The following is a 17,088-nucleotide window of genomic DNA, read 5'->3' on the forward strand; positions in this document are numbered from 1 at the left end:
GTTCATGAAGCTGATCCACACGATCGCCGAGCTGCGCGCGGCGCTGGCCGGGCAGCCGCGGCGCGCCTTCGTGCCGACCATGGGCAATCTGCACGAGGGCCATCTGGCCCTGGTGCGCCAGGCCCGCGTGGCCGTTGGTGCCGAAGGCGCGGTGATCGCCAGCATCTTCGTCAACCGCCTGCAGTTCGCGCCGCACGAGGACTTCGACACCTATCCGCGCACCCTGACCCGCGACGCCGAGCTGCTGCAGGCGGCCGGCTGCGACTATCTGTTCGCGCCCAGCGAGGCCGAGCTGTACCCGGAGCCGCAGGGCTACAAGCTGCAGCCGCCGACCGAGCTGGCCGACATCCTGGAAGGCCATTTCCGCCCCGGCTTCTTCACCGGCGTCTGCACCGTCGTGCACAAGCTGTTCAACATCGTCCAGCCCACGCTGGCCGTGTTCGGCAAGAAGGACTACCAGCAGCTGATGGTGATCCGCCGCATGGTCGCGCAGATGGCGCTGCCGGTGCAGATCCTGGCCGGCGAGACGGCGCGCAGCGAGCAAGGCCTGGCCCTGTCCTCGCGCAACGGCTATCTGAGCGAGGCCGAACGCGCGGAGGCGCTGCGCCTGAGCCGCACGCTGAAGGAACTAATCGCCGGCTGGCGCGCCGGCCAGCGCGACGTAGCGGCGCTGGAAGCGGCCGCGCTGCAGCAGCTGAGCGCCCATGGCTGGCAGCCCGACTATGTCTGCCTGCGCCGCCAGCTCGATCTGGGCGCGCCGGCGGAGGGCCAACCGCTGGTCGCGCTGGCCGCCGCAAAACTGGGCAAGACCCGGCTGATCGACAATCTCGAGTTGTAAATCGGTGCGCTATGCGCCCAAACGGGGGCGGCGAAGCGTCGATACTCGCGCTTCTTTTGCAACGAATGTTGGCTGTACCCGTATGAACAAGTCCCTGATCCTGCGCGCCAGTGCGATGAGCGCCGTCCTGTTTCTCGCCGCCTGCGGCGGTGGTGGTGACAGCAGCAGCGGCGGCTCGACGCCGACCAAGCCCAAGGCCAATCCGAACCCGACGACGACGGTGACCGCCTGCAGCGCTGCGGGCATCACCGCCGCCAACGCCAGCACCGCCGGCGCCGTGGTGTGCATGCTGACCAGCGATGGCGAGATCGTCGTCGAGCTGGACAAGGCGAAGGCACCGATCACGACCGCCAACTTCCTGGCCTATGTGAACAACAAGTTCTACGACAACACGATCTTCCACCGCGTCGTGCCCAACTTCGTCGTCCAGGGCGGCGGCATGACGACCGGCTTCGTCGAGAAGACCGGCCAGTCCGCCGCGATCAAGCTGGAAAGCAATGTCGGCCTGTCGAACAAGGCCGGCACGATCGCGATGGCGCGTACCTCGGCTGCCGATTCGGCCACCAGCCAGTTCTACTTCAACACCGTGGACAACTCGGCCAGCCTCGACTACAAGAACGACGCCGCGCCGGGTTATGCCGTCTTCGGCAAGGTGATCACCGCCGAGTCGACCGCCACGATCAACAAGATCAATGGCGAGACCCAGTTCTACACCGGTGCCGACACCCCGGCCACCGAGGTCGTGCTGTACTGGGCCAAGCAGGTCAAGTAATCGCCGACAGGGGCGCGCCGGCCGGCTTCGGCCGGCCGCCGAAGCGGCGCGCCAGGCGCCGCAGCCGGCGCTTGAAGTCCAGCCACTGCCGCATGCGCGAGCGCTCCACGCGCTTGACGTCGATCAGGGTCCAGGGCCCGCAGGCCGAGACGGTGTGCAGCCCCGCCTGGTAGTCATCCGACACCAGCTCGCCGCTGAGCCGCGCGGCCAGCGCCTCGATCTCGATCCGGTCCGGCTCCAGCCGCGTGAAGCGCAGCCAGCGCGTCGCGCTGCCATAGCCCTGCGAGCTGTCCTGCACCGGCAGCAGCACGCAGCCGTCGGCGCCGACAAAGGGCCGCCCGGCCGGCCGCGCGCCGCTGCGGTCGACCCGCAGCGGATTGCCGGCGCAGCGCTGCCAGGGCCCGCGCAGATCGGGCGCATGGGCGACATGCAGCTCGCGCTGGTCGCGCGCGCCGCTGCCGACGACCGTGTAGAACATCCACCAGCGGCCCGCGTGCTCGATCAGCGAGGCGTCGGCGCCCGGCAGGCCGTCCAGCAGCGCCTGCTGGCGCTCCCAATGATCGAGCGAGCCGCCGCGCGCCTTGTACAGCGCAATCTCGTTCGCCTGGTGGCTCTCCGGCACCATGAAGACCTCGCCCTGATGCTCGAACACATAGGGGTAGGACAGGTGGAAGGGCCGGGCCAGCACCGTGCGCTTGGCGCGCCAGCGCAGATCGCCGGCGCCGAACTCGTGGCGCTCGATCACCGCATGCTTGCTGCGGTAGTCATAGGCCTCGACGAAGACATGCAGCGCATCGCCGCGCGGGAGGCCGAAGGGATCGGCCAGATAGCGCCAGGGGCCGGCCGGCGGCAGCCAGCAGATGCGCGAACGCTGGGCCGCCAGCGCCGCCGGCTCGACGAGGGCGGCGATCGGCGCCGGCACGATGCCGACCCGCCAGAAATCGCTGCGCGGCCGCTTAAACATGGGCGCCGGCTTGGCGCGGCGCCGCAACGGCGTCGATGGCCAGCGGCTGGCCGCGGCGCTGCACCTCGGCATAGAAGCTGAGCACCTGGCGCACCGCCTCGTCGCGCTGGTAGGCCTCCAGCGCATAGGCGATGCGCGGCCGCTGGCCATGGTGGCCCTGGCGGCGCAGCCCGACCAGCGCGTCCTCCAGTGCCCGGCCCAGCGCCGGCACATTGCCGACGGGCAGCAGGTCGCCGCTCGGCTGCTCGCGCAGCATCTCGCGCGGCCCCTGCGTCTCGGTGGCCAGGATGGGCAGGCCGGCGCGCATCGCCTCCAGGATGGCCAGCGGGAAGGCCTCCTCGCGCGAGGGCGAGACGAACAGATCCATCGCCTGCAGGGCCGCATCGACATCGCGGCGGAAGCCGAGCAGGCGGATGCGCGCATCGCCGCCGGCCAGGCGCTCCAGCTCGGCGCGCTGCTTGCCCTCGCCGAGGATGGCCAGCACCGCGTCCTGCGGCGCATGGGCGCGGAAGGCGGCGACCAGCAGGTCCATGCCCTTGCTCGGATGCAGGCGGCCGACGCCGCCGACCAGCAGCTGCGCCGGGCTCAGGCCCAGCTCGGCGCGCAGATCGGTGCCGGCCGGCGCGGCCGGGCGCAGCGGCGCCCAGTTGTAGATCGTGCGGTAGGCACCTTCGTAGCGCGCCAGCTGCTGGCCCTGCGCGCGGTTGACGCAGATCAGGCCGTCCAGCTGCGCATGCTGGTGCGGCTTGTAGCCGACATGCAGCGTGCCGATGCGCACGCAGCCGCGCATCTGGGCCACCGCCTTGCAGGCCGGGCCCAGGTGGCCGTGGCAGACATCGGCGTCGAGGCGGCGCGCCAGTCGGCGCAGGCGCGCGCCGCGCAGCAGCGGCAGCGCCAGGCCGTGATAAGTGATGCCCGCCGCCAGCGCGCCGGCGATGGCCGAGCGGCTAGGCCCGACCACATGGACCTCATGCCCCAGCGCCTGCTGGGCCTGGGCGAGGTCGATGCAATATTGCTCTCCGCCGGCGATATGGGACGAGAAAACGACGTGGACGATGGTCAGCGGGGCGGAGGACATGGGCAACGGCCGGAACAAGGGTGCGGCGCATGCTACAAATCTTTACATTCAGAAGGCTTGCTGGCGGGGCCTGCCAAGCTTGCGGGCGCGCCGGCGGCGCCACCGGTTCGCGGGGGCGGGCTCTTCAGGCCTTGAGGAACTCGGCCTTGCCGCCGAGCCAGCGCTCGACCTGGGCGCGAGCCGCCTGCGGATGGCGGTCCAGCAGCAGCGGCGCCAGCCGCCGCGCCGCCTGCAAGAGCGGCGCGTCCTCCTGCAGATCGGCAAAGCGCAGGAGTTCGGCGCCGCTCTGGCGCGAGCCCATGAACTCGCCCGGACCGCGGATGTCCAGATCGCGGCGCGCGATTTCGAAACCGTCATTGGTCTCGGCCATCGCGCGCAGGCGGTCCTTGCCGGTCGGCGACAGCGGGCCGGTGTAGAGCAGCACGCAGACGCTGGCGACGGCGCCGCGGCCGACCCGGCCGCGCAGCTGGTGCAGCTGCGAGAGGCCGAAGCGCTCGGCATGCTCGATCACCATCAGGCTGGCATTGGGCACGTCGACGCCGACCTCGATCACCGTCGTCGCGACCAGCACGCTCATCTGCCCGCCGCTGAACAAGCTCATCGCCGCCGCCTTCTCGCCCGGTGGCATCCGCCCGTGCAGCAGGCCCACCATGCGGCCGGGCAGGGCCAGGCTCAGCTCGGCATGGGTCTCGGTGGCGTTCTTCAGGTCCAGCGTCTCGGATTCCTCGATCAGCGGACAGACCCAGTAGACCTGGGCGCCCTTGGCGACCTCGTCGACGATCTTCTGGATCACATTGCCGCGCTTGCCGTCGGCAAAGACCTTGGTGACGATGGGCGTGCGGCCCGGCGGCAGCTCGTCGATGGTCGACACGTCCAGATCGGCGAAATAGGTCATCGCCAAGGTGCGCGGGATCGGCGTCGCGCTCATCATCAGCAGATGCGGCTCCAGCGCCTGCGAGGCCAGCTTCTTGCGCAGGGCCAGCCGCTGCGCGACGCCGAAGCGGTGCTGCTCGTCGATGATGGCCAGGCCCAGCTTCCTGAAGCGCACCTTGTCCTCGATCACCGCATGGGTGCCGATCACCAGCTGCGCCTCGCCGCTGGCCGCGGCGTCGAGCATCTTCTGCCGCGCCTTGCCCTTGACGCTGCCGGTCAGCCAGGCGACGGTCAGGCCCAAGGGCTCCAGCCAGCCGACCAGCTTGCGGAAATGCTGCTCGGCCAGGATCTCGGTCGGCGCCATCAGCGCGCATTGCCAGCCGGCGTCGATCGCGACCGCGGCGGCCAGCGCGGCGACGACGGTCTTGCCGGCGCCGACATCGCCCTGCAGCAGCCGGTGCATCGGTTGCGGCCGGGCCAGGTCCTGCGCAATCTCCTCGCCGACGCGCTGCTGCGCCGCCGTCAGGCCGAAGGGCAGGGCGGCCAAGAGCTTCTCGTGCAGGCCGCCGCGCGCGGCGCGCAGGGCCGGCGCCTTGAGCCGTGCGCGCTCGCGCTGCGCCTGCAGCTGTGACAGCTGCTGGGCCAGCAGCTCCTCGAACTTCAGCCGCTGCCAGGCCGGATGGCTGTGGTCCTCCAGCGTGTTCAGCCGCGCCTGCGGCGGCGGATGGTGCAGGAAGTTCAGCGCCTCGCGCAGCGGGGGCAGCTGCGGCGGCACGCTGCCCGGCGGCAGCAGCTCCTCCAGCGAAGCGCGGCGCAGGCCGGCCGCCACCGCCTTGCGCAGATAGGCCTGCGGCAGGCTGGCGCTGCTCGGGTAGACCGGGGTCAGGCTTTGCGCCAGCGGCGTGTCCTCGTCGACCGCGCGGAAGCTCGGGTGCACCATCTCGCGGCCGAAGAAGCCGCCGCGCAGCTCGCCGCGCACGCGCAGGCGCTGGCCGACGCCAAGAGTCTTCTGGTGCGAAGGGTAGAAATGCAGGAAGCGCAGCAGCAGCGATTCGCCGCTGTCGTCGGCGATGCGCACCAGCAGCTGCCGGCGACCACGCAGCTCGATGCGGCTCTCGGTGACGAGGCCCTCGCACTGGACCGTTTCCCCCTCCTCGGCTTGCGCGATCGGCGTGATCCGCGTCTCGTCCTCGTAGCGCAGCGGCAGGTGCAGGGCCAGATCGATATCGCGCAGCAGGCCCATCTTCTCCATCGCCTTCTGCGGCGCGGATTTGGGTTTGCTGGCGGTGGCGGGGGAGGCCTCGGGCATGGGCGGCATTCTGCCTGCTGGTGCTAAGCTCGTCGCCCGCGCTGAAGACAAGGTGATGCCCATGCCCGGACTGCTGCCCGATGTCGATCCCGACGGCCTGCTCGAATACTCGGTCGTCTTCACCGACCGCGCGCTGAACCATATGTCGAAGAAGTTCCAGCAAGTGATGCGGGATATCTCGGCGACGCTGAAAGAGGTCTACCGCGCCCGCTCGGCCATCGTGGTGCCGGGCAGCGGCACCTTCGGCATGGAGGCGGTGGCGCGGCAGTTCGCCCACGGCCGCAAGACCCTGGTGATCCGCAATGGCTGGTTCAGCTACCGCTGGACGCAGATCTTCGAGGCCGGGCGCATCCCGTCCGAGCAGATCGTGCTGAAGGCGCGGCCGGTCACCAGTGCGCCGCGCGCCGCCTTCGCGCCGGCGCCCATCGAGCAGGTGGTGGCGACGATACGCGAGCAGCGGCCCGAGCTGGTGTTTGCCGCCCATGTGGAGACGGCCGCCGGCATGCTGCTGCCGGACGACTATCTGCGCGCGGTGGCCGCGGCGGCGCAGGAGGTCGGCGCGCTGTTCGTGCTGGACTGCATCGCCTCCGGCGCGCTATGGGTCGATATGCAGGCCTGCGGCATCGATGTGCTGATCAGCGCGCCGCAGAAGGGCTGGAGCGGCTCGCCCTGCTGCGCCTTCGTGATGCTGGGCGAGCGCGCCCGCGCGGCGATCGAGGCCACCAGCAGCAGCAGCTTCGCCGCCGACCTGAAGAAATGGCTGCAGATCATGGAGGCCTACGAAGCGGGCGGCCATGCCTATCACGCGACCATGCCCACCGATGCGCTGACGCGCTGCCGCGACGTGATGCTGGAGACGCGCGACTACGGCTTCGAGCGCCTGCGCCAGGAACAGCTGGCACTGGGCCGGCAGGTGCGCGCGCTGCTCGAGGCCAGGGGCCTGCGCAGCGTCGCCGCCGAGGGCTACCAGGCGCCCGGCGTGGTGGTCAGCTTCACCGAGCACGAGGGCCTGCACAAGGGCAGCGCCTTCCTGGCCGAGGGCGTGCAGAGCGCGGCGGGCGTGCCGCTGCAATGCGACGAGGGCCCGGACTTCAAGAGCTTCCGCATCGGCCTGTTCGGCCTGGACAAGCTGCACGATCCGCAGCGCACCGTCGCCCATCTCGACGCGGCGCTGCAGCGCATCCTGAATCCGCAGGCGGCCGCCGCCGACTGAGCGCGGGCGGTGGCCCTGACCGGGCCGCATGGGAAAATCCGGCCCCTTTCCGTTTGGCACGGGTCCGTCCGGCCCTCAATCCGATGTCTGCATCTCCCCGCCCCTACACCGTCAGCGATTTCGATTTCGAGCTCCCTCCCGAGCTGATCGCCCAGCACCCCGCCGCCGAGCGCAGCGCCTCGCGCCTGCTCGACGGCCGCGGTGCCGAGCCGGTCGACCGCGTCTTCCGCGAGCTGCCGGCGCTGCTGAACCCCGGCGACCTGCTGGTCTTCAACAACACCAAGGTGATCAAGGCGCGGCTCTACGGCGCCAAGGCCAGCGGCGGCGCGGTCGAGGCGCTGGTCGAGCGGGTCATCGCCGGCACGAACGAGGTCCATGCCCATCTGCGCGCCAGCAAGTCGCCCAAGCCCGGCTCCGTCGTCCGCTTCAACGAGGCCTTCGATGCCGAGGTGCTGGGCCGCTGCGGGCCCGATGGCGGCATGTTCCATCTGCGCTTTGACGCCGACCCGTTCGCGCTGCTGGAGCAGCACGGCCATGTGCCCTTGCCGCCCTATATCGAGCATGGCGACACGGCCGATGACGTGCGCCGCTACCAGACCGTCTTCGCCAAGGAGCCCGGCGCCGTCGCCGCGCCGACCGCGGCCCTGCATTTCGACGAGGCGCTGCTGGCCCGGCTGGCCGAACGCGGCGTGGACACCGCGCATGTGACCCTGCATGTCGGCGCCGGCACCTTCCAGCCGGTGCGGGTCGAGCAGCTGTCCGAGCACAAGATGCACAGCGAATGGTTCGAGGTCTCGGCCCAGACCGTCGAAGCGATCGCGCGGACCCAGGCACGCGGCGGCAAGGTCGTCGCGGTCGGCACGACGACCCTGCGCGCACTGGAATCGGCGGCGCGCGAGACCGGCCGCCTGCAGGCCGGCGCGCGCGAGACCGACATCTTCATCACGCCCGGCTTCGACTTCAAGGTCGTCGACCGGCTGGTGACCAACTTCCACCTGCCCAAGAGCACCTTGATGATGCTGGTCAGCGCCTTTGCCGGCCACGCCCACATCATGGGCCTGTACCGCCACGCTATTCGCCAGCGCTACCGCTTCTTCAGCTATGGGGATGCGATGCTGCTGGAGCGCCGCGCGCCCGACTGATGTCACAAGGCGGTGGTGTCAAACGTCTGACGATCCATGGACGACGCCACCCGAATCTTTGACCGCCTGCGCCCTCGGCTGCAGGGCATCGCCTACCGCATGCTGGGCTCCCGGGCCGATGCCGAGGAGCTGGTGCAGGACGTCTGGCTGCGCTGGCATGAGGCCGATCCGGCGGGCCTGGACAATGCCGAGGCCTGGCTGGTCACGGTGACGACCCGGCTGGCCATCGACCGGCTGCGCAGCGCCAAGGCGCAGCGCGCCCATTACGTCGGCTTCTGGCTGCCCGAGCCCTGGCTGGAACTGGACGGGCAAGGCCCGCCGCCGGCCGGCGAGGAGCGGCCCGCGACGCCCGAGCAGTTGCTCGAGCGGGCCGACGACATCTCGGTCGCCTTCCTGGCGCTGCTGGAGCGGCTCTCCCCGGAGGCGCGCGCCGCCTTTCTGCTGCGCGAGGTCTTCGATGCCGACTATGCCGAGGTGGCGCAGGCCCTGGGCAAGAGCGAGGCGGCCTGCCGCCAGATCGTTTCGCGCGCCAAGGTCCAGCTGAAAGACGGCCGGCCGCGCCAGGCGGTGTCGCCGGACAGCCATTACCGCCTGCTGGCCGGCTTCGCCGAGGCCGCGCGCAAGGGCGATTTCGCCGGCCTGCAGGCGCTGCTGGCCGAGGATGCCGAGCTGATCAGCGACGGCGGCGGCCTGGTGCCCAGCTTCGGCAAGGCGCTGGCCGGCGCCGCGCGCATCGCCCAGCTCTACTTCGCCGTCTGGCGCCGCAGCGAGCGGGGCGAGGCGCGCCAGCGCTTGGAGCTGGTGCGGCTGAACGGCGAATGGGGCCTGCTGCGCTTCATCGACGGGCGGCTCGAATCGGCGCAGAGCGTCGAGACCGATGGCGCGCGCATCACCCGCATCCACACCCAGCGCAACCCCGAGAAACTGCAGCGTCTGGCCCAGGCCTGGGCCGCGGCCGTCACAAAAGCGGAGGCTGCTTCGTCTTGAGTCCTGAGCACCGCAAGTCTCAAGCCATCAACACGGAGTTCCTCACCATGACGCAGCAACGCCTCAACTACACCCAGCAAGCCCCCGAGCAGTTCAAGAAGTACCTGGACTTCAGCCAGTCGATCAAGAAGGGCTCGCTGGAGACCTCGCTGCAGGACCTGATCACCTTGCGCGCCTCGCAGCTCAATGGCTGCGCCTTCTGCGTGGACATGCATGTCAAGGAAGCGACGATCCACGGCGAGCGCGCGCTGCGCCTGCATCATGTGGCCGTCTGGCAGGAATCACCGCTGTTCTCGCCGCGCGAGCGCGCCGCCCTGGCCTGGGTCGAGCTGCTGACCCGGCTGCCGGCGCAGGGCGTGTCGGACGAGGCCTTTCAGGCCCTGCGCGAGCATTTCAGCGAGCCGGAGATCGCCGAGCTGAGCTTTGCCATCGTGGGCATCAATGGCTGGAACCGGCTGGCCATCGGCTTCGCCGCCGTGCCCGGCGCGCAGGACAAGCTCTACGGCCTCGACAAGGCCGGCCTGGCCTGAGCGCCGTCAGCGCTCATCCGGTGGTCAATCAGCCTTCGATAGCTTGCCGGCCGTAGCGGGCGTCTCCGCCGGCGTCGAGGCGGCGACCCAGGCCGCATAGTCGGGCGTCGCCGCCGTCACCGGCAGCGCGAAGATGGCCGGCAGCTCATAGGGATGCAGTTCCAGCAGCAGGCGCTCCAGCGGCGCATACAGCGTCGCGCGGGTCTTGAACAGCAGCCGGAGCTCGGGCTCGTCGATCAGCAGCCGGCCCTGCCAGCGGTAGCTGCTGCCGATGGTCTCGCTCTGCACGCAGGCGGCCAGGCCGCTTTCGAGCGCGGCACGGGCCAGGGCCTGCGCCTGTTCCGTGCTGGCGACGGTGGTGAAGACGGCGATCAGCTTCATCCGAGGGCGATCGGTCAGGTGGCCGCGGCGGCGCGCCGGGACTGCAGCAGGAGGGCTGCTGCGAATGCCGTCTCGATGGCGGCGCCGGCAAACGCGGCCAGATGCGGCGGCGCCTTGGCCGCCGCCAGCAGATAGCCGGCCAGGGCCAGCGCCGCGCCGCAGGCCCAGTAGCTGCGCAGGCCGTACAGGGTCTGGAACGAGAAATAGCGGCCGCCGATGAGCAGCAGCATTGCCGGAAAGAACCACGGCATATGGTGCTGCGCCACCGCATAGGCGAGCGGCAGGCCGAGGATCAGCCAGGCGGTGCTTTCCAGGGCCAGCGCGCCGAGCGGGTTCGATTTCGCATGCCGGCCGGGACGCCCCAGCGCCCTGCACAGCAGCACGCCCAGCGGATGGATCAGCATGCCGCCGGCGAACAGGGCCAGCACCGCGCCGGCCGGCGAGCCCCATAGCGCGACGGCGCCGGCCACCAGCCAGGCCAGGGCCGAGGCCAGCATACCGGGCGCGCCCGACAGATAGGAGCGCCGCATATCGGCTTGCGCGTCGTCGAGACTATTCATGGAGGTCCGAGATAACGATGGGGTGGGCGCGCGCTCAGCGCCACAGGCCGATGATCAGGCCGTAGAGCGCGAACTGCAGCGTGTGGTAACCGCCGTCGATCAGCCAGAGCGTGGTGCTGCGATTGGCGAATTGGTAGTTGATGCCGAAGCTGGCCGCGACGATCGCCGCCCCGACGAGCAGGCCCTGGCCGAGCGCGATCGCCGCCGAGGCCGGCGGCGCGATCAGCAGCGCGTAGGCGATCGCGCTGAACAGCGCAAAGATAAGGCTCAGGCCGAAGACCCGGGCCGGGTGCGCCTTGTCGCCCGGCTTGCGCGTGTCGCCGGCCTCGCGCTGCCAGACGGTGCCGAACAGGGCCGGCGAGTACCAGAGCCCGCCAATCATGAAGCTGGAGACGGCGGCGACCAGGACGGCGAGGAAATTGATTTGCGACAAGAAGCGCTCCGGGATTCGAACAAGAAGCCGCCATTAGGGCCCGAGCCGGGCCGGTGCACAAGCGGGAGAGCCCTGCCGGCACCAAGCAGCTGGCCTGCGGTCTCGTGCTCGGTGGAAAGATGGCGCGGCTTGCACCAGCGCCGGAGCGCTGATCAGCGCAGCGATGAAGACGACGACGATAGCGATCCGCTCAGCAGCCGCTCCAGTTCCGCCGTCGTCGCGGGCTCGGCGCCCGCCGCCGACAGCGCGGCATTGACCTCGGCGCGGATCGCTTCGGCGCTGCGGCCCTCGGATGGCCAGGTGCCATGCGCGTCCTGCGCCAGGCGCACGCGGTAGCCCAGCGCCAGCGCCGCGCGGCTGGTGTTGCTGACGCAGAACTCGCTCTGCAGGCCGCAGATCACCAGCTCGTCGGCGCCCTGCGCCTTCAGCCGGGCGTCCAGATCGGTGTTCTCGAAGGCGCTGGACGCGTACTTTCGCAGGGAGCTCTCGCGCGGCCCGCCGTCCGGCTGCAGCGTCTCGTGCAGCCGCCAGTGCTCGGTCGCTTCCTCGAACACTTCGCCGGCGACGTTCTCGCTGTGCTGGACGAAGACGATGGTCCGCCCGCCGGCACGCGCCGCGTCGAGCAGACGCCGCGCATGGCCGAGCAGGCGTTCGGGCGCATCGATGGCCGGGCAGCGGACGCCGTCGAAGGCGCCGCGCTGCAGGTCGATGACGAGGAGGGCGGTGTTCATGGTCGCGGCCTTCGGTCGAATGAGCAGCGAGTGTCGGCCAATTCGGGCCGGGCGTGCCGACCAGCCTCCTAGGAAGCCTCGGGGCTCAGCCAGCCGATCCGCCCCTGGCCCGCCTCGTTCAGCCGCGCGACCAGCCGCGTCGCGGCATCCTCGGCCAGGCCGAAGCGCAGTTCCACCTGCGCGCCGTGGCGCGAGTCGAGCAGCCGCGCGCCGGCCAGCTCGAGCTCGCGCCGCAGCAGGCCCTCCAGCGCATAGGGCAGGGTGCAGCGCAGCAGCGTCTGCCGAACCAGCGCTACCTTGTCGGCGCCGATCAGTGCCTGGGCCACCGCGTCGGTATAGGCGCGCACGAGGCCGCCGGCACCCAGCTTGACGCCGCCCCAGTAGCGCACGACGGTGGCCAGCACGCCTTCCAGATCCTGGTGGCGCAGCACCTCCAGCATCGGTCGCCCGGCCGTGCCGCCGGGCTCGCCGTCGTCGTTGGCGGCCGACTGCCCTCCGGCCAGCAGCGCCCAGCAGACGTGAACGGCGCCCGGGTGCTGTGCGCGCAGTTCCGCGACCCGGCGCAAGGCCGCCGCGCGGTCGGCGCAGGGCTCGACGCAGCCGATGAAGCGGCTCTTCTTGATGATCAGCTCGCTATGGGCGGCGCGGGCCAGGCAGGACGGTGAAGCCATCGTGGGCCCGATTGTCCGGCCGAGTTGCCAGCTCCGAAATCGCCCGCCTGCGACAATCGCCCCATCATGCTGAAGTTCGAACTGCTCAAGACCGAGGGCCGCGCACGCCGCGGCACGCTGACCCTGAACCATGGCCTCGTGCAGACGCCGATCTTCATGCCGGTCGGCACCTATGGCACGGTCAAGGGCGTGATGCCGCGCTCGCTGGAGGAGATGGGCGCGCAGATCATCCTCGGCAACACCTTCCATCTGTGGATGCGGCCGGGCCTGGACATCATGAAGCAGTTCGGCGGCCTGCATAAATTCGAGAGCTGGGACAAGCCCATCCTGACCGACTCGGGCGGCTTCCAGGTCTGGAGCCTGGGCGAGATGCGCAAGATCAGCGAGGAGGGCGTCAAGTTCGCCTCGCCGGTCAACGGCGACAAGCTCTTCCTGACGCCCGAGATCTCGATGCAGATCCAGACCATCCTGAACAGCGACATCGTCATGCAGTTCGACGAGTGCACGCCCTACGAAACCAAGGGCCATATCACGACCGAGCTCGAGGCGCGCAAGTCGATGGAGATGAGCCTGCGCTGGGCCAGGCGCTGCCAGGATGAATTCGCGCGGCTGGAGAACCCGAACGCGCTGTTCGGCATCGTGCAGGGCGGCATGTTCGAGAACCTGCGCAGCGAATCCTTGGCGGGCCTGGCCGCGCTGGACCTGCCCGGCTATGCGATCGGCGGCCTGTCGGTGGGCGAGCCCAAGGCGGACATGCAGCGCGTGCTGGCCCATATCGGCCACCAGCTGCCGGCGCACAAGCCGCGCTATCTGATGGGTGTGGGCACGCCGGAGGATCTGGTCGAGGGCGTTGGCAAAGGCGTCGACATGTTCGATTGCGTGATGCCGACCCGCAATGCGCGCAACGGCCATCTGTTCACCCGCTTCGGCGATCTGCGCCTGCGCAATGCGCGCTACAAGGCCGACGAGCGCCCGGTCGATGAGACCTGCTCCTGCTACTGCTGCTCAAATTTCAGCCGCGCCTATCTGCACCACCTCGACCGCTGCGGCGAGATGCTGGGCCCGATGCTGACCTCGGTGCACAACCTGCACTACTACCTGAACCTGATGAAGGAAGTCCGCGAGGCGCTCGATGCCGGCGGCTTCGAGGCCTTCCGTGCCAAGTTCGCCGCCGATCGGGCGCGCGGCGTCTAGGAATGGCATGAAGGCGCCGCTGCGCTGGCTCTGGTCGCTGCTGCGCGGCGGGCTGCGCCTGCTGCTGGCGCTGATCATCCTGTTCGAGGAATGGGGCTGGGAGCCGCTGGCCCGGCTGATGGCACGCATCGGCGCGCTGCCGCCGCTGCGCCGGCTGGGGCCGCTGATCCGTGGCCTGCCGCCCTATGCGGCGCTCTTGCTGTTTCTGCTGCCCGGCCTGCTGCTGCTGCCGGTCAAGCTGGCGGCGCTGTGGCTGATCGGCATCGGCCGCGCCGGCCTCGGCCTGGCCCTGATCGTGCTGGCCAAGCTGCTGGGCACGGCCGTCGTCGCGCGCCTGTTCCAGCTGACCCAGCCGGCGCTGCTGCGCCTGGCCTGGTTCGCGCGGCTGTATGCGCGCTGGTCGGCCTGGAAGCAGGGTCTGCTCGACTGGCTGCGCGCCAGCGCGGCCTGGCGCGGGGCACGCGCGCTGAAGCTGCGCCTGCGCCGGCTCTGGCGCCGCGAGGCGGTGCGCGAGCAGCCGCATCGCTATTGAATGATGGGCAAATGGTGTAAGTTGCTGCCGATGCCGACCAGCCCGAAGCCCGCGCGCCGCCTGCCGACTCGAATCGCGGGCCTGCTGCTGGCCGGCCTGCTGCCCGCGCTGGCGCCGGCCGCTGCGCCGGCCAAATGCTCGCGCGTGCTGGAGGTGCCGGTGGCGCCGATCGGCATGGCCGTCACCGTCGGCGAGGGCGAGCGCGTCGGCGGCATCTATCCCGATCTGCTGCGCAGCGCGGCGGCCCGGGACGGCTGCTGGATCAACTTCCCGGTGGTGCCGCGTGCGCGGCAGGAGATGATGTTCGAGACCGGCCAGGCCGATCTGCTGCTGCCGGCGCGGCGCTCGGCGCGGCGCGACAAGCTGGGCCAGTTCGTGCCGATGATCCAGAGCCGCGCGATGCTGGTCTCGCTGCCCTCCGAGCGGGCCGGCGTGCACAGCCTGGCCGAGCTGCTCAAGCGCAGCGAGCTGCGCGTCGTCGTGGTGCGCGGCTACGACTACGACGCGGCCTACCAGGCCGCGCTGAAGACGCTGGAGGTCCAGGGCCGGCTGCTGTGGGCGCCGAATCCGATCTCGCTGGCGCGCATGCTGGAGGGCGCGATCGCCGATCTGGCCATCATCACGCCGACCGTCCTGAACGGCAGCCTGCGCGGCGATCCCAAGCTGCAGCCGCTGCTGGCCCGGCTGCGCTACGAGGCCGTCGACGAGCTGGCCTGGGGCGACAGCGGCGTCTACATCTCCTCGCGCGCCGAGCTCGGCGCGGACGATAGGGCGCTGCTGCGCGAGTGGCTGCAGAAGATGGGCCGCTCGGGTGCGGCCTGGCGCGAATTCCAGCGCCACTACCCGGACGAGCGGCTGAGCGAATCGCTGCGGCCGCGCTGAGCGCCGGCCGGCGGCTCAGCCGGCCAGCAGCTCCGACACCCGCGTCTGCAGCCGCTCGGGGCTGAGCTCCTGCGGCCCCAGCGGCGCGCCGGCGCGCAGGCCGACGCGGCTGAACAGACCGCGGCGGAAAGGCCGCACCATGGCCGTGCCCTGCTCGATGCGCGAGAAGAAGGAGCCCCAGAGATTCAGCAGCGCCAGCGGCACGACCGGCACGCCGGGCTGGCCGTCGAGGATCTTCATCACGCCGCCCTTGAAGGGCTGCAGCCGACCGTCGCGGGTGATGCCGCCCTCGGGGAAGATGCACAGCAGCTCGCCCTCGGCCAGCACGGCGCGGGCCTGGACGAAGGCGGCCTCGTAGGCGGCCGGGTCCTCCTTCTGCGGCGCGATCGGAATCGCCTTGGCCAGGCGGAACAGCCAGCCCAGCAGCGGCAGCGCGAAGATGCGGTGGTCCATCAGGAAGCGGATCGGCCGCGGGCTGGCCGCCATCAAGAGCACCGCGTCGATGAAGGACACATGGTTGCAGACCAGCAGCGCCGGGCCCTGCAGCGGGATGTGCTGCTCGCCCTCGATGCGGAAACGGTAGATCAGCCGCGAGACGATGAAGGCGACGAAGCGCAGCAGGTATTCGGGCACGACCAGGAAGATATAGGCCGCCACCGCCGCATTGAGCAGGCCGACGGTGAGGAAGAGCTGCGGGATGCTGAAGCCGGCGCCCAGCAGCGCGCCGGCCAGCAGCGAGCTGGCGATCATGAACAGCGCGTTGAGGATGTTGTTGGCCGCGATGATGCGGGCGCGGTGGGTCGGCTGCGAGCGCAGCTGGATCAGCGCATACATCGGCACGCTGTACAGGCCGGCGAACAGCGCCAGCAGGCACAGATCGGCCAGCACGCGCCAATGCGCGGCGACGCCGAGAAAGGCCGCCAGGCCCACGCTCGGGCCCGCCGGCAGCGCGCGCGAGGCGAAGTACAGATCGATGGCGAACACGCTCATGCCGATCGCGCCCAGCGGCACCAGGCCGATCTCCACATGGCGCCGCGACAGCAGCTCGCAGGACAGCGAGCCGACGCCGATGCCGATCGAGAACACCACCAGCAGCAGCGAGGCGACCTGCTCGTCGCCATGCAGCACCTCCTTGGCGAAGGCCGGGAAGCTGGCCAGGAAGACGGCGCCGAAGAACCACATCCAGGAGATGCCCAGCAGCGAGCGGAACACCGCCAGCTGGGTGTGGGCCAGCTTCAGATTGCGCCAGGTCTCGCTGACCGGGTTCCAGTTGATCTTCAGGCCCGGGTCGGTCGGGGGCGAGGCCGGAATCGCCTGCGCCGTCAGCCGGCCCAGCAGGGCCACGCCGACGCAGGCCAGCGCCGCATAGCGCGCGCCGACCTCGGGCACGGCGATCAGCAGGCCGCCGGCCACATTGCCCAGCAGGATGGCGACGAAGGTGCCCATTTCCACCATGCCGTTGCCGCCGGTCAGCTCGCTCTCCTTCAGCTGCTGCGGCAGATAGGCGAACTTGACCGGGCCGAACAGGGTCGAGTGCAGGCCCATCAGGAACACGCAGGCCAGCAGCAGCGGCACGTTCCGGGCGACGAAGCCCCAGGCCGCCAGCGCCATGATGACGATCTCGAGGTTCTTGACCAGGCGCATCAGCCGCGCCTTGTCGTGCTTGTCGGCCAGCTGCCCGCTGGTCGCCGAGAACAGCACGAAGGGCAGGATGAACAGCGCGCCGATCACCAGCCCCGCCATCGCCGGCGGCAGCCAGGCCAGTTGCAGCTGGTAGGTGACCAGCACGGTGAAGGCGAACTTGAACAGATTGTCATTGCCGGCGCCGAGGAACTGCGTCCAGAAGAAGGGCGCGAAGCGGCGTTCGGTCAGCAGCTGGAACTGGCTGCTGGGCTGGGCGTGGGTCATCGGCGGGCTTTCAAGGCGGCGCGGCTATTGCCGCACGAGTATCGCGCGCTGCCGCAGGCCGGCGCGCGGCATCCAGGCAAACACCGAGTC

General features: G+C 70.3%; 18 protein-coding genes. 9 read left to right on the forward strand and 9 right to left on the reverse strand.

Features of this window, described 5'->3' with window-relative positions; translation table 11 throughout:
• Positions 1 to 4: 4 nt before the first annotated feature.
• Positions 5 to 838, forward strand: a complete 834-nt coding sequence (gene panC / locus QWJ38_RS03310) for a pantoate--beta-alanine ligase (RefSeq protein WP_290357607.1) — start codon at positions 5 to 7, stop codon at positions 836 to 838.
• Positions 839 to 920: 82 nt separating this feature from the next.
• Positions 921 to 1,610 (forward strand): peptidylprolyl isomerase, encoded by a 690-nt coding sequence (locus QWJ38_RS03315; protein ID WP_290357608.1) that lies wholly within the window; start codon positions 921 to 923, stop codon positions 1,608 to 1,610.
• Here QWJ38_RS03315 and QWJ38_RS03320 read toward each other — a convergent pair.
• From QWJ38_RS03320 to recG, 3 genes are all read right to left on the reverse strand, one after another.
• A complete protein-coding gene (locus QWJ38_RS03320; RefSeq protein ID WP_290357609.1) occupies positions 1,603 to 2,574 on the reverse strand; it encodes a glucosamine inositolphosphorylceramide transferase family protein in 972 nt (323 codons plus the stop codon). The genes QWJ38_RS03315 and QWJ38_RS03320 overlap by 8 nt on opposite strands.
• Positions 2,567 to 3,652 (reverse strand): glycosyltransferase, encoded by a 1,086-nt coding sequence (locus QWJ38_RS03325; protein WP_290357610.1) that lies wholly within the window; start codon positions 3,650 to 3,652, stop codon positions 2,567 to 2,569. Before QWJ38_RS03325 ends, QWJ38_RS03320 begins: the two co-directional genes overlap by 8 nt.
• Before the next feature lie 124 nt (positions 3,653 to 3,776).
• Entirely contained in the window at positions 3,777 to 5,843 is a 2,067-nt protein-coding gene (gene recG, locus QWJ38_RS03330) for an ATP-dependent DNA helicase RecG (protein ID WP_434063938.1), read from the reverse strand.
• A gap of 52 nt (positions 5,844 to 5,895) precedes the next feature.
• Between recG and QWJ38_RS03335 the strand changes: the two genes are divergently transcribed.
• From QWJ38_RS03335 to QWJ38_RS03350, 4 genes are all read left to right on the forward strand, one after another.
• Positions 5,896 to 7,047 (forward strand): aminotransferase class V-fold PLP-dependent enzyme, encoded by a 1,152-nt coding sequence (locus QWJ38_RS03335; RefSeq protein WP_290357612.1) that lies wholly within the window; start codon positions 5,896 to 5,898, stop codon positions 7,045 to 7,047.
• Positions 7,048 to 7,130: 83 nt separating this feature from the next.
• Positions 7,131 to 8,189 carry a tRNA preQ1(34) S-adenosylmethionine ribosyltransferase-isomerase QueA gene (gene queA, locus QWJ38_RS03340; protein ID WP_290357613.1) on the forward strand — a complete coding sequence of 353 codons (1,059 nt, stop codon included), beginning with the start codon at positions 7,131 to 7,133 and terminating at the stop codon, positions 8,187 to 8,189.
• A 36-nt stretch (positions 8,190 to 8,225) separates the two neighbouring features.
• Entirely contained in the window at positions 8,226 to 9,176 is a 951-nt protein-coding gene (locus QWJ38_RS03345; RefSeq protein WP_290357614.1) for an RNA polymerase sigma-70 factor, read from the forward strand.
• Between the two features lie 47 nt (positions 9,177 to 9,223).
• Positions 9,224 to 9,706, forward strand: coding sequence for a carboxymuconolactone decarboxylase family protein (locus tag QWJ38_RS03350; RefSeq protein ID WP_290357615.1), 483 nt, complete (start codon positions 9,224 to 9,226; stop codon positions 9,704 to 9,706).
• 24 nt (positions 9,707 to 9,730) lie between these two features.
• Here the strand turns inward: QWJ38_RS03350 and cutA are convergent, their stop codons facing one another.
• The 5 genes from cutA to QWJ38_RS03375 form a co-directional block, all read right to left on the reverse strand.
• A complete protein-coding gene (gene cutA / locus QWJ38_RS03355) occupies positions 9,731 to 10,087 on the reverse strand; it encodes a divalent-cation tolerance protein CutA (RefSeq protein WP_290357616.1) in 357 nt (118 codons plus the stop codon).
• A gap of 14 nt (positions 10,088 to 10,101) precedes the next feature.
• On the reverse strand, positions 10,102 to 10,647 hold the full coding sequence (locus tag QWJ38_RS03360) for a DUF7010 family protein (RefSeq protein WP_290357617.1): 546 nt from the start codon (positions 10,645 to 10,647) through the stop codon (positions 10,102 to 10,104).
• A 34-nt stretch (positions 10,648 to 10,681) separates the two neighbouring features.
• Positions 10,682 to 11,080: a DUF1761 domain-containing protein gene (locus QWJ38_RS03365; protein WP_290357618.1), complete on the reverse strand. Its 399-nt coding sequence runs from the start codon at positions 11,078 to 11,080 to the stop codon at positions 10,682 to 10,684.
• A gap of 152 nt (positions 11,081 to 11,232) precedes the next feature.
• Complete coding sequence (locus QWJ38_RS03370) at positions 11,233 to 11,811, reverse strand: isochorismatase family protein (RefSeq protein ID WP_290357619.1); 579 nt, start codon at positions 11,809 to 11,811, stop codon at positions 11,233 to 11,235.
• 68 nt (positions 11,812 to 11,879) lie between these two features.
• Entirely contained in the window at positions 11,880 to 12,482 is a 603-nt protein-coding gene (locus QWJ38_RS03375; protein WP_290357620.1) for an IMPACT family protein, read from the reverse strand.
• A 66-nt stretch (positions 12,483 to 12,548) separates the two neighbouring features.
• Between QWJ38_RS03375 and tgt the strand changes: the two genes are divergently transcribed.
• From tgt to QWJ38_RS03390, 3 genes are read left to right on the forward strand one after another with little or no spacing between them, the layout of a single operon-like run.
• Positions 12,549 to 13,676 carry a tRNA guanosine(34) transglycosylase Tgt gene (gene tgt / locus QWJ38_RS03380; protein WP_290357621.1) on the forward strand — a complete coding sequence of 376 codons (1,128 nt, stop codon included), beginning with the start codon at positions 12,549 to 12,551 and terminating at the stop codon, positions 13,674 to 13,676.
• A gap of 7 nt (positions 13,677 to 13,683) precedes the next feature.
• A complete protein-coding gene (locus QWJ38_RS03385; protein ID WP_290357622.1) occupies positions 13,684 to 14,208 on the forward strand; it encodes a hypothetical protein in 525 nt (174 codons plus the stop codon).
• Positions 14,209 to 14,238: 30 nt separating this feature from the next.
• Positions 14,239 to 15,090 (forward strand): type 2 periplasmic-binding domain-containing protein, encoded by an 852-nt coding sequence (locus tag QWJ38_RS03390; RefSeq protein ID WP_290357623.1) that lies wholly within the window; start codon positions 14,239 to 14,241, stop codon positions 15,088 to 15,090.
• A 15-nt stretch (positions 15,091 to 15,105) separates the two neighbouring features.
• Here the strand turns inward: QWJ38_RS03390 and QWJ38_RS03395 are convergent, their stop codons facing one another.
• Complete coding sequence (locus tag QWJ38_RS03395) at positions 15,106 to 16,998, reverse strand: MFS transporter (RefSeq protein ID WP_290357624.1); 1,893 nt, start codon at positions 16,996 to 16,998, stop codon at positions 15,106 to 15,108.
• Positions 16,999 to 17,088 lie beyond the last annotated feature (90 nt).

It is taken from the genome of Roseateles violae (assembly GCF_030410485.1).
Lineage (GTDB): Bacteria > Pseudomonadota > Gammaproteobacteria > Burkholderiales > Burkholderiaceae_C > Roseateles_D > Roseateles_D violae.